The 12,620-nt window shown below is 68.1% G+C and carries 10 protein-coding genes; 7 read left to right on the forward strand and 3 right to left on the reverse strand.

Translation table 11 applies throughout. The features are described 5' to 3' along the window. Positions 1-234 precede the first annotated feature (234 nt). Positions 235-1,083 (forward strand): ureidoglycolate lyase, encoded by an 849-nt coding sequence (locus tag LGM56_RS27530; protein ID WP_089496023.1) that lies wholly within the window; start codon positions 235-237, stop codon positions 1,081-1,083. Positions 1,084-1,192: 109 nt separating this feature from the next. On the opposite strand, the gene LGM56_RS27535 is transcribed toward LGM56_RS27530, so the two are convergent. Continuing rightward, positions 1,193-1,576: a VOC family protein gene (locus LGM56_RS27535; RefSeq protein ID WP_226207258.1), complete on the reverse strand. Its 384-nt coding sequence runs from the start codon at positions 1,574-1,576 to the stop codon at positions 1,193-1,195. 277 nt (positions 1,577-1,853) lie between these two features. Here LGM56_RS27535 and LGM56_RS27540 point away from each other — a divergent pair, with 277 nt between their 5' ends. After that, complete coding sequence (locus LGM56_RS27540; protein WP_226207259.1) at positions 1,854-2,474, forward strand: CGNR zinc finger domain-containing protein; 621 nt, start codon at positions 1,854-1,856, stop codon at positions 2,472-2,474. Positions 2,475-2,509: 35 nt separating this feature from the next. Here the strand turns inward: LGM56_RS27540 and prpR are convergent, their stop codons facing one another. Next, complete coding sequence (prpR, locus tag LGM56_RS27545; RefSeq protein ID WP_226207260.1) at positions 2,510-4,492, reverse strand: propionate catabolism operon regulatory protein PrpR; 1,983 nt, start codon at positions 4,490-4,492, stop codon at positions 2,510-2,512. A 170-nt stretch (positions 4,493-4,662) separates the two neighbouring features. Here prpR and prpB point away from each other — a divergent pair, with 170 nt between their 5' ends. The 5 genes from prpB (at position 4,663) to LGM56_RS27570 (ending at position 12,068) form a co-directional block, all read left to right on the forward strand. After that, positions 4,663-5,556, forward strand: a complete 894-nt coding sequence (gene prpB / locus LGM56_RS27550) for a methylisocitrate lyase (RefSeq protein WP_226207261.1) — start codon at positions 4,663-4,665, stop codon at positions 5,554-5,556. Positions 5,557-5,770: 214 nt separating this feature from the next. Next, positions 5,771-6,943, forward strand: coding sequence for a 2-methylcitrate synthase (gene prpC / locus LGM56_RS27555; protein WP_031400290.1), 1,173 nt, complete (start codon positions 5,771-5,773; stop codon positions 6,941-6,943). 78 nt (positions 6,944-7,021) lie between these two features. Then, a complete protein-coding gene (gene acnD / locus LGM56_RS27560; protein WP_226207262.1) occupies positions 7,022-9,616 on the forward strand; it encodes a Fe/S-dependent 2-methylisocitrate dehydratase AcnD in 2,595 nt (864 codons plus the stop codon). Between the two features lie 26 nt (positions 9,617-9,642). After that, positions 9,643-10,833, forward strand: coding sequence for a 2-methylaconitate cis-trans isomerase PrpF (prpF, locus tag LGM56_RS27565; RefSeq protein ID WP_089496028.1), 1,191 nt, complete (start codon positions 9,643-9,645; stop codon positions 10,831-10,833). Positions 10,834-11,015: 182 nt separating this feature from the next. Further along, positions 11,016-12,068 carry a CaiB/BaiF CoA transferase family protein gene (locus tag LGM56_RS27570; protein WP_226207263.1) on the forward strand — a complete coding sequence of 351 codons (1,053 nt, stop codon included), beginning with the start codon at positions 11,016-11,018 and terminating at the stop codon, positions 12,066-12,068. Between the two features lie 22 nt (positions 12,069-12,090). On the opposite strand, the gene LGM56_RS27575 is transcribed toward LGM56_RS27570, so the two are convergent. After that, positions 12,091-12,534, reverse strand: coding sequence for a PaaI family thioesterase (locus tag LGM56_RS27575; RefSeq protein WP_011353771.1), 444 nt, complete (start codon positions 12,532-12,534; stop codon positions 12,091-12,093). Positions 12,535-12,620 lie beyond the last annotated feature (86 nt).

Here is a 12,620-nt window from a genome sequence, read left to right on the forward strand (position 1 = left end):
CGCGGGTGCCGGGCCGTCGTCGCCGATGCGCAGACCGGCGGCCGCCCGTTCGATGCGCGCCATACTTCCGTGCGGCGCCGCGATCGCTGCGCCCGCGCGACCCTCGCGCGTCGACGGCATGCCGGATGCGGCGTCGACGCGCGCAATCGACGATCGACAATCAGTCCGGCGCGCGGCCGCGAATGGCCGCGTCGGCCGGAATCCTGTCCCATTCGACAACAGAGGTTGACCACGATGAAACTGCTTCGCTATGGCCCGTCCGGCCAGGAAAAGCCCGGGATGCTCGACGCGGACGGCCGGATTCGCGACCTGTCCGCGCAGGTGCAGGATCTGTCCGGCGATGTGCTGTCCGACGCAGGTCTCGCGCGGCTGCGCGCGATCGATCCGGCCACGTTGCCGCTGGTGTCGGGCGAGCCGCGCATCGGCGCGTGCGTCGGGCAGGTCGGCAAGTTCATCGGCATCGGCCTGAACTACGCCGATCACGCGGCCGAAGCCGGCATGCCGGTGCCGAAGGAGCCGGTCGTGTTCGGCAAGTGGACGAGCTCGATCTGCGGCCCGAACGACGGCATCGATATCCCGAAGGGCTCGGTCAAGACCGACTGGGAAGTCGAGCTGGGCGTCGTGATCGGTGCGACCTGCAAGGACGTCGACGAAGCGCGCGCGCTCGATTACGTCGCGGGCTACTGCGTCGTCAACGACGTGTCCGAGCGCGAATGGCAGATCGAACGCGGCGGCCAGTGGGACAAGGGCAAGGGCTTCGACACGTTCGGCCCGATCGGTCCGTGGCTCGTCACGCGCGACGAGGTGCCCGATCCGCAGCGTCTCGACCTGTGGCTCGAAATCGACGGACACCGCTATCAGAACGGCAACACGCGTACGATGGTGTTCACCGTCGCGCAGCTGATCGCCTATCTGTCGCGCTGCATGACGTTGCAGCCGGGCGATGTGATCACGACCGGCACGCCGCCGGGCGTCGGCATGGGCATCAAGCCGTCGCCGGTATTCCTGAAGGCCGGCCAGACGGTGCGCCTCGGTGTCGAAGGACTCGGCGAGCAACTGCAGCACACGCGCGACGCGCGATAGCCACGCACCTGGCGATTCCGTCGAACGACCGCCGCCGGCAGTTCGATAGCAAGGGCCCGATTCCGCATGGCGCGGAATCGGGCCCTTGTCTTGGGTGACGCGAGCGCGATTACACGACCTTGTCGAGTTCGCAATGCGCTTCCAGCCGATATCCGTCGGGATCGACGACGAACGCCGCGTAGTAGCCCGGCCCGTAGTGGTCGCGCTTGCCGGGCCCGCCGTTGTCCTGGCCGCCGTGCTCGAGTGCGGCGCGGTAGAACGCGTCGACTTCGACGGGCGAAGCGGCCTTGAACGACAGGTGCATCCCCGAGTCGGGATCAGGGGCGACAGGGCGAGGTGCATATTGCAGCCACAACTGCGGCTCGGTTGCGCCGTACCCGATGGATTCGTCGTCGGTATGCAGCCTTTTGTAGCCGAGCGCGCCGAGCGTGCTGTCGTAGAAGGCTCGGCTGCGGCCGACGTGTGCAACGCCGAACGAAAGGTGATCGATCATGTGTGGCTCCTTGGACTGAAGAGGGGATGTCAGCGCGGCAAACCTGCTTATAACCACCATGCCAGCCGCTTGTAGCGGAGTGTGCCGAGTGTGCTGTCGTAGAACGCGCGGCCGCGGTTGTTGTGGATAACGCCGGACAAAAGACGATCGATCATCTGTGGCTCCTTGAACTGAGGCGGGTGTCAGTGCAGCAAACCTTTTATAACTACCATGCTGGTTATGTTAGGAAGCGCTCGCGGGCTTGTCAACCGGCATGGTGGTTAGATACGATCCGGGCATGAGCGATACGCAACCTTCCGTCACGATGGACTGCCTGATTCCGGCGCCCCCCGAAACCCTGAGCATCGATTTCGCGAACACGCTGTACTGGCGCGGCAGCGATCCGCCGACGGAAACCTTCGGCACGATGGACGACCTGCTGGCGTGGTGTCGCGACCAGGCAGGCGTGCCGGCCGGCCTTACGCAAGCGTGTCGCGCGCACGGCGAAGAAGAAGGGGAGCCGGCGATGCTCGCGCACGCGCTCGCGTTGCGCGAGGCGCTGTATCGGCTCTTTCTTGCGCAGGCCGAACAGCGCGAGCCGCAGGTGGACGATCTCGCACTGCTCGGCGGCTTCCTGGCGGAAGCGGCGCCGCGTGTCGCGCTGGCACGCGTCGATGGCGGTTATGCGTGGCGGATCGGGGAAGGGGGTGCGACGCTGGCCGGGCTGCTGAGCCCGGTATTGTGGTCGGCGATCGACCTGCTCGGCGGCGCGCGGCTCGCAAAGGTCAAGCGTTGCGCGAACGATGCCTGCCAGTGGCTGTTCATCGACGACAGCAAGAACGGCAGCCGCCGCTGGTGCTCGATGTCGTCGTGCGGCAATCGCGCGAAGGCATACCGCCACTATCACAAGGCCGACTGACGGTCGGCCCGGTCATTGCGCGGCAGCCGCCATATTCATTTCACCGACAACTTCCGCCACAGCGTCGTCTTGCTGATGCCGAGCATCGCGCACGCGCGGTCGCGGTCGCCGCCGCATACGTCGAGCACCGCGCGGATCTCGTCGGCTTCCGCGCGACGGCGGCGCGCGTGCAGTGTCTGCGCGTCGTCGCTGTCGGCCGCGTCGGGTGGTGCCGCGAACAGCTCGGGTGCGATCGCCTGCAGCGCGTCGGGATCGAGCGCGCCGCACGCGGCGGCCGGATCGCTTTCATCGGCTGCCTCGGCCAGCTCCACCGCGATCCGCTCGATCACGTTCTGCAGTTCGCGCACGTTGCCGGGCCACCGGTAGCGTGCGAGCGCAGCCTGCGTTACGCCGAGCACGCGCGCGGCATCGTCGGAGTCGCGCAGGCGTTCGGCGAGGCGCGGTTCGCGTCGTGCGGCCTGCACGAGCAGCGTGGCCGCGAGTGCGGGGATGTCGGCGGCGCGCTCGCGCAGCGGCGGCAGGCCGACATTCAGGATGTTGAGCCGGTAATAGAGATCCGCGCGGAACGTGCCGGCCTCGACGGCCACGAGCAGCGGACGGTGCGTCGCGGCGATCACGCGCACGTCGATGCGGATCGGCTCGGTCGAGCCGAGGCGGATCACCTCGCGCTCCTGCAGCACGCGCAGCAGCCGGCTCTGCAGCGACGGCGGCATCTCGCCGATCTCGTCGAGAAACAGCGTGCCGCGGTGGGCGGCTTCGAACAGGCCGGTCTTGCCGCCGCGCCGCGCACCGGTGAACGCGCCTTCCTCATAGCCGAACAGCTCGCTCTCGAGCAGCGCCTCCGGAAACGCGCCGCAATTGACCGCGACGAACGGGTAGCTGCGCCGCGCGGACAGCGCGTGCAGGCTTTGCGCGATCATTTCCTTGCCGGTGCCGCTTTCGCCGAGCACGAGCACGGTCGCATCGGATTTCGCGTAGCGGCGCACGAGCTCGCGCACACGCGCCATCGGTACGGATGCACCCACCACGTCGTCGAGCGCGTAGCGCGCGGCGAATTGCTGCGTGGTGGGCTGCGAGCGCAATGCGCGGTCGAGCCGTTCGACCGCGCGCGATTCCTGGAACGTCAGCACGCTGCCCGACGTGACGCCGCGATCGACGAGCGGCCCGCGATGCACGACGTAGCGTACGCCGCGCACGGTCGCGAGCGCGTCGCCGTCCTCGCCGCGCAGCGTGCGCAGCTCGGGCCGCAGGTCGACCAGCGCGCGGCCGACGGCCGCCGCGGGTTCGACCCCGAGCGCCGACGCAAGCCGTTCGTTGATCGCTTCCACGCGGCCGTGTGCGTCGAGCGCGACCACGCCGTCGCGCAGGTGCTGGAGCAGGTTGTCGAGCCGCTGGCGGCGGAACGCCTCGGCATGCGTCGCATACGCGACTTCGAGCGCCGTCTCGACGGCCTTGCGCACCGACGCGTGCGAATACAGGAACACCGCGCCCATGCCGGCGCTGGCCGCGAGGTCGGTGACGAGGCCGGGGCCGACGATCGTCTCTATGCCGCGGTCGTGCAGGTCGTGCACGCAGGCTTCCGCTTCCTGCGCGGACTGATATGACGCAAACTGCACGTCGAGGCCGTATGCGGCGACGAAGCGGCGCACTTCGGGCGGCGTTTCCCCGGCGCTGACGAGCGCGATCCGCGACGCGTCGCGCCGGGCGCGCGCGAGCGCCTGCATCACGTCGAAACCGGTCGGCGACACGACCACCACCGGCACCTGCGCACGCGTCTTCAGGAAGCCGCCGTTCGAGCCGGCCGCGACGATCACGTCGGGCCGCGCGGTGCCGGCCTCGGCGATCGCGCTGAGCGCATCCTCATAGGCGCGCGTCACGATGCGCACGTCGGCGCGTTCGTCGAATTCGCCGGCGATCTCGCGAAACAGGTCGCGCAGGCGGCTGATGCCCATCGCCCAGATGCGCGGGCGCGCCGCGCGATCGGCCGGGCCGACGGGCTTGGTCGAGGAGAGGTCCATGGCGGTCGATTATGCGCGCGCGATTTCATTTTTGAAACATGAAATTGCTGAATTGAAATCGCCGGGCACGTCGACGCCCGTGCCGGATGCTTAAGAATCAGTGGGTTAGCGACGTGGCGCGAGCTGGCCCGGTCCTTGCTGTTAATGGTCGTTCCTTCAGGAGGCCGTTCATGAGCAATACGCATCTTCAGAGCGCCGGCGCGAAATTCCGCGCGGCAGTCGCGGCGGAGCAGCCGCTGCAGGTGGTCGGCGCGATCACCGCCTACGCAGCCAAGATGGCGCAGGCCGTCGGCTTCAAGGCCGTGTACCTGTCGGGTGGCGGCGTCGCCGCGAACTCGCTCGGGATCCCCGACCTCGGCATCAGCACGATGGAAGACGTGCTGATCGACGCGAACCGGATCACCAACGCGACCGACCTGCCGCTGCTGGTCGACATCGATACCGGCTGGGGCGGTGCGTTCAACATCGGGCGCACCGTGCGCTCGTTCATCAAGGCCGGCGTCGCGGCCGTGCACCTGGAAGACCAGGTCGGCCAGAAGCGTTGCGGCCACCGTCCGGGCAAGGAAGTCGTGCCGATCGAGGAAATGGTCGATCGCGTCAAGGCAGCGGTCGATGCGCGCACCGACGACCAGTTCGTGATCATGGCACGCACCGACGCCGCCGCCGCCGAAGGGATCGACTCGGCGATCGAGCGCGCGGTGGCCTACGTCGAAGCCGGCGCGGACATGATTTTCCCGGAAGCGATGAAGACGCTCGACGACTACCGCCGCTTCAAGGCCGCCGTGAAGGTGCCGATCCTCGCGAACCTGACCGAATTCGGCTCGACGCCGCTGTTCACGGTCGACGAGCTGCGCGAGGCGAACGTCGATATCGCGCTGTACTGCTGCGGCGCGTATCGCGCGATGAACAAGGCCGCGCTGAACTTCTACGAGACGGTGCGCCGCGACGGTACGCAGAAGGAAGCCGTGCAGACGATGCAGACGCGTGCCGAGCTGTACGACTTCCTCGGTTATCACGAATACGAGCGCAAGCTCGACGAGCTGTTCGCGCAGGGCAAGAAGTAACGCGCCCGCGCGCCGGGACACGATTCCGGACCGCGAAGCATGGGGCCGGACCAGGCACTGAAGCGCCGAGTCCGGCCGACCGCGAAGCATGGGGCCGCACTAGGCGCTGAAGCGCCAAGTCCGGCCGACCGCGAAGCATGGGGCCGGACTAGGCGCTAAAGCGCCAAGTCCGGCCGACAGCCCATACCCCAGATACACATTGGAGAGCAGAAACATGAGCGAGACGAAAGACGCAGCAGCACCGGCCGCCGCAGGCGCATTCAAGCCGAAGAAGTCGGTGGCGCTGTCTGGCGTGACGGCCGGCAACACGGCGCTGTGCACGGTCGGCAAGACCGGCAACGACCTGCACTATCGCGGCTACGACATTCTCGACGTCGCCGAATCGTGCGAATTCGAGGAAATCGCCCACCTGCTCGTGCACGGCACGCTGCCGAACCTGACCGAACTGGCCGCGTACAAGACGAAGCTGCGCGCGCTGCGCGGCCTGCCGAACGCGCTGAAGGCGGCGCTCGAGCAGATCCCGGCGTCCGCGCACCCGATGGACGTGATGCGCACGGGCGTGTCGGTGCTCGGCACCGTGCTGCCGGAGAAGGACGACCACAACCTGCCGGGCGCGCGCGACATCGCCGACCGCCTGATGGCATCGCTCGGCTCGATGCTGCTGTACTGGTATCACTTCTCGCACAATGGCAAGCGCATCGAGACGGAAACCGACGACGATTCGATCGGCGGCCACTTCCTGCACCTGCTGCACGGCAAGACGCCGTCGAAGTCGTGGGTCGAGGCGATGCACACGTCGCTGATCCTGTACGCGGAGCACGAATTCAACGCGTCGACGTTCACCGGCCGCGTGATCGCGGGCACGGGCTCGGACATCTACTCGGCGATCACCGGCGCGATCGGCGCGCTGCGTGGCCCGAAGCATGGCGGCGCGAACGAAGTCGCGTACGAGATCCAGAGCCGCTACAGCTCGCCGGACGATGCCGAAGCCGACATCCGCCGCCGCGTCGAGAACAAGGAAGTCGTGATCGGTTTCGGCCACCCGGTCTACACGATCTCCGATCCGCGCAACAAGGTGATCAAGGGCGTCGCGCACAAGCTGTCGAAGGAAGCGGGCGACCTGAAGCTGTACAACATCGCCGAGCGCCTCGAATCGGTGATGTGGGAAGCGAAGAAGATGTTCCCGAACCTCGACTGGTTCAGCGCGGTGTCGTATCACATGATGGGCGTGCCGACCGCGATGTTCACGCCGCTGTTCGTGATCTCGCGCACGTCCGGCTGGAGCGCGCACATCATCGAGCAGCGCATCGACAACAAGATCATCCGCCCGAGCGCGAACTACACCGGTCCGGAAGACCTGCAGTTCGTGCCGATCGAAAAGCGCTGACATGCCCACCGCGCACACCGGCCTCCCGCGTGACGGGGGCCGGCGTGCGCCGGACGCCATACCCGAGTTCCCCACACCATGAATACCGCCAACCGCAAACCCCTGCCCGGCACGTCGCTGGACTATTTCGACGCGCGTGCCGCGGTCGAAGCGATCGCGCCCGGCGCCTACGACACGCTGCCGTACACGTCGCGCGTGCTCGCCGAAAACCTCGTGCGCCGCTGCGATCCGGCGATCCTTGCCGATTCGCTGAAGCAGATCATCGAGCGCAAGCGCGAACGTGATTTCCCGTGGTTCCCGGCGCGCGTCGTGTGCCACGACATCCTCGGGCAGACGGCGCTCGTCGATCTCGCCGGCCTGCGCGACGCGATCGCCGACGGCGGTGGCGACCCGGCCAAGGTGAACCCGGTCGTGCCCGTGCAGCTGATCGTCGACCACTCGCTCGCGGTCGAATGCGGCGGCTTCGATCCGGACGCGTTCGCGAAGAACCGCGCGATCGAGGATCGCCGCAACGAGGATCGCTTCCACTTCATCGAGTGGACCAAGAAGGCGTTCGAGAACGTCGACGTGATCCCGCCGGGCAACGGCATCATGCACCAGATCAACCTCGAGAAGATGTCGCCGGTGATCCAGGCGCAAGACGGCGTCGCGTATCCGGACACCTGCGTCGGCACCGACAGCCACACGCCGCACGTCGACGCGCTCGGCGTGATCGCGATCGGCGTCGGCGGCCTCGAAGCCGAGAACGTGATGCTCGGCCGCGCTTCGTGGATGCGCCTGCCCGACATCGTCGGCGTCGAGCTGACCGGCAAGCGCCAGCCCGGCATCACCGCGACCGACGTCGTGCTCGCGCTGACCGAATTCCTGCGCAAGGAAAAGGTGGTCGGCGCGTACCTGGAATTCCGCGGTGAAGGCGCGGCGAGCCTCACGCTCGGCGATCGCGCAACGATCTCGAACATGGCGCCAGAATATGGCGCAACGGCCGCGATGTTCTTCATCGACGGCCAGACGACCGACTACCTGCGCCTCACCGGCCGCAGCGACGAGCAGGTGAAGCTCGTCGAGACCTACGCGAAGGCGGCCGGCCTGTGGGCCGATACGCTCGCCAACGCGCAATACGAGCGCACGCTGACGTTCGACCTGTCGAGCGTCGTGCGCAACATGGCCGGCCCGTCGAACCCGCACAAGCGGCTGCCGACGTCCGATCTCGCCGCGCGCGGGATCGCCGGCCAGTGGGAAGAGAAGGCGGGCGAGATGCCCGACGGCGCGGTGATCATCGCCGCGATCACGAGCTGCACGAACACCAGCAACCCGCGCAACGTGATCGCGGCGGCCTTGCTCGCCCGCAACGCGAATGCGCGCGGCCTCACGCGCAAGCCGTGGGTGAAGAGCTCGCTCGCGCCCGGCTCGAAGGCGGTCGAGCTGTACCTGGAAGAAGCGAACCTGCTGCCCGAACTCGAGAAACTCGGCTTCGGCATCGTCGCGTTCGCATGCACGACCTGCAACGGGATGTCGGGCGCGCTCGACCCGAAGATCCAGCAGGAGATCGTCGATCGCGACCTGTACGCGACGGCCGTGCTGTCCGGCAACCGCAACTTCGACGGCCGTATCCACCCGTATGCGAAGCAGGCGTTCCTCGCATCGCCGCCGCTGGTGGTCGCGTATGCGATCGCCGGCACGATCCGCTTCGACATCGAGAAGGACGTGCTCGGCCACGACCAGGACGGCCAGCCCGTCATGCTGAAGGACATCTGGCCGACCGACGAGGAGATCGATGCGATCGTCGCGTCGAGCGTGAAGCCCGAGCAGTTCCGCAAGGTCTACGAACCGATGTTCGCGCGCAGCGCCGATGCGGGCGAGCGCGCGGCACCGTTGTATGAATGGCGCGCACAGAGCACGTACATCCGCCGTCCGCCGTACTGGGAAGGCGCACTGGCCGGCGAGCGCACGCTGCGGGGGATGCGCCCGCTCGCGGTGCTCGGCGACAACATCACGACCGATCACCTGTCGCCGTCGAACGCGATCCTGCTGGACAGCGCGGCCGGCGAATACCTCGCGAAGATGGGCCTGCCGGAAGAGGACTTCAACTCGTACGCGACGCACCGGGGCGATCACCTGACCGCGCAGCGCGCGACCTTCGCGAACCCGACGCTGATCAACGAGATGGCGATCGTCGACGGCGCGGTGAAGAAGGGCTCGCTCGCGCGCGTCGAGCCGGACGGCAAGGTCATGCGGATGTGGGAGGCGATCGAGACGTACATGAATCGCAAGCAGCCGCTGATCGTGATCGCCGGCGCCGACTACGGCCAGGGCTCGTCGCGCGACTGGGCGGCGAAGGGCGTACGGCTCGCGGGCGTCGAGGCGATCGCCGCCGAAGGCTTCGAGCGGATCCACCGCACGAACCTGATCGGGATGGGCGTGCTTCCGCTCGAGTTCAAGCCGGGCACGAACCGGACGACGCTCGGCATCGACGGCACCGAGACCTTCGACGTGATCGGCGAGCGCACGCCGCGCGCCGACCTGACGCTCGTGATTCATCGCAAGAACGGCGAGCGCGTCGAGGTGCCGATGACGTGCCGGCTCGATACGGCCGAGGAAGTGTCGATCTACGAGGCGGGCGGCGTGCTGCAGCGCTTCGCGCAGGACTTCCTCGAATCGTCGCAGGCGGCTTGATCGCGTCACACAGGGATAACGCACACATGGCTCACACTCCTCAAATCAGGATTCCCGCGACCTACATGCGCGGCGGCACCAGCAAGGGCGTGTTCTTCCGGCTGCAGGACCTGCCGGACGCCGCGCAGGCGCCGGGCGCCGCGCGCGACGCGCTGCTGCTGCGCGTGATCGGCAGCCCCGATCCGTACGGCAAGCAGATCGACGGGATGGGCGGCGCGACGTCGTCCACCAGCAAGACGGTGATCGTGTCGAAGAGCGCGCGGCCCGGCCACGACGTTGACTACCTGTTCGGTCAGGTGTCGATCGACAAGGCGTTCGTCGACTGGACCGGCAACTGCGGCAACCTGTCGGCGGCGGTCGGCCCGTTCGCGATCGGCGGCGGGCTCGTCGATCCTTCGCGCGTGCCGCGCGACGGCGTCGCGACCGTGCGGATCTGGCAGGCGAACATCGGCAAGACGATCGTCGCGCATGTGCCGGTGACGAATGGCGCGGTGCAGGAGACGGGCGATTTCGAGCTGGACGGCGTCACGTTCCCGGCGGCCGAAGTGCAGCTCGAGTTCATGGACCCGGCCGCCGAGGAAGAAGGGGCGGGCGGGTCGATGTTCCCGACCGGCAACCTGATCGACGATCTCGCGGTGCCGGGCGTCGGCACGCTGAAGGCGACGATGATCAACGCGGGCATTCCGACGATCTTCGTCGAGGCGGAAGCGATCGGCTATACGGGCACCGAGCTGCAGGACGCGATCAACGGCGATGCGAAGGCGCTCGAGAAGTTCGAGACGATTCGCGCGCACGGCGCGCTGCGCATGGGCCTGATCGACACGCTCGATGAAATCGCGACGCGTCAGCACACGCCGAAGATCGCGTTCGTCGCGAAGCCGGCCGACTACGTCGCATCGAGCGGCAAGCGCGTGAACGCGGGTGACGTCGACCTGCTGGTGCGCGCGATGTCGATGGGCAAGCTGCACCACGCGATGATGGGCACGGCGGCGGTCGCGATCGGCACGGCCGCGGCGATCCCCGGCACGCTCGTCAACCTGGCGGCGGGCGGCGGCGAACGCAACGCGGTGCGCTTCGGGCATCCGTCGGGCACGCTGCGCGTCGGCGCGGAAGCGCAGCTCGAGAACGGCGAGTGGACCGTCACCAAGGCGATCATGAGCCGCAGTGCGCGCGTGCTGATGGAAGGCTGGGTGAGGGTGCCGGGCGACGCGTTCTGAGCGTGGCCGGTTCCGGCAAGGCAGCCGGAATGCGCGCGGCTCACCCCGATCCCTGCGAAGCGGCCCCCGCGACGCAGGGATTTTTCATTTGACGCGTTGACGCCCGCGTGACGGGCGCGATCCGATGCGAGGCGTATGGCATCGGAGACCGTCGCGATACGCGACACAGACAGGAGAATCGTATGCCGCTCGATGCGCCGCTTTCCGGCATCCATATCGTCGAATTCGAAGGTCTCGGCCCCGGCCCGCTCGCGGGCTGGATGCTCGCCGGGATGGGCGCGCGGATCACGCTGATCGCGCGCCCGTCCGGCCGCACGAGCGCGCCGGACGCGTTGCAGGCCCGCGACGGCGACCTGCTGCGCGAAGGCAAGACGATCGTCGAACTCGACCTGAAGTCGCCGGCCGGCCGCGACGCCGCGCTCGACCTGATCGCGCAGGCCGATGCGCTGATCGAGGGGCTGCGGCCCGGCGTGATGGAGCGGCTCGGCCTCGGGCCCGACGATTGCGCACGCCGCAAGCCGACGCTCGTGTACGGGCGGATGACCGGCTGGGGCCAGCACGGCCCGCTCGCGGCGGCGGCCGGACACGACCTGAACTACGTCGCGCTGACGGGGCTGCTGTCGTTGTCCGCGCCGCGCGACGGGCGGCCGGGGTTGCCGCCGACCGTCGTCGGCGATGCGGGCGGCGCGCTTGGGCTCGCGTTCGGGATCGTCTGCGCGCTGTTCGACGTGCGCGGCGGCGGCCCGGGGCGCGTGGTCGACGGCGCGATCGTCGACATCGTGTCGATGCTCGGTTCGCTGGCGCTGTGGGCGCGCGCGAACGGGCAACTCGACGGCGCGCAGCCGAGCCTCTTTCACGATGCGCCGTTCTACGACGTGTATCGCTGCGCGGATGGCGAATGCGTGACGATCGGTGCGCTCGAGCCGCCGTTCTATGCGCTGCTGGTCGAACGGCTCGGGCTGACCGACGTCGATCCGGCGTCGCAGTACGACCGTACGCGCTGGCCCGCGCTGAAGGCGCGTTTCGCAGAGATATTTGCGCAGCAGTCGTCCGCGCACTGGCGCGCGCTGCTCGAAGGCACCGACGCGTGTTTCGCGCCGGTGCTGAGCGTGGCCGATGCGGCCGTGCATCCGCACAACGCGGCGCGCGGGATCTATCGGACGGATGAGAACGGCAACGTGCGGGTGCGCGTGGCGCCGCGGTTTTTGCCGCTGACGGGGGACGGGGCGGGTTAGCGCGAAACCGGCTGCCGGCCGCTCACGCCGTTTCCTCCGGCGCATCCGGCATCTTGCCGTCGCCGACGCGGTTGATCGTGCCCTGCGCGATCGCGACGAGCCGCTCGTGGTCGCCGTCGATGACGAACACATGACACTGGCAGGTCGCCTGGTGCCGCCCCGCGTAGACGAGCTTCGCGCGGGCGACGAGCGTGCCGTTCACGGCCGGCCGCAGGTAATTGATCTTGTATTCGGCGGTGATCACGCGCGGGCCGAGCACGAGCGCGCCGGCGAACGTCAGCGCGTTGTCCGCGAGGTAGCTGATGACGCCGCCGTGCACGAAACCGTGCTGCTGCCGCAGTTCCTCACGCACGGGCAGGCACAGCGACACTTCGTTGTCGCCGATATGCATCAGCTCCGTGCCCAGCAGCATGCTGAACGGTTGCGCGCGCAATGCGCCGCGCGCGTGGTCCGTGATGTCGGTCATCGACTTTCCTCGAAATGAGTGCCCGCTTGCGCTGAACTCTAGGAAGGGGGATGCCGATAAGCAAGGAAATTCGTCCACATTTCGCG

Source organism: Burkholderia sp. AU38729, assembly GCF_020419725.1.
Classification (GTDB): Bacteria; Pseudomonadota; Gammaproteobacteria; order Burkholderiales; family Burkholderiaceae; genus Burkholderia.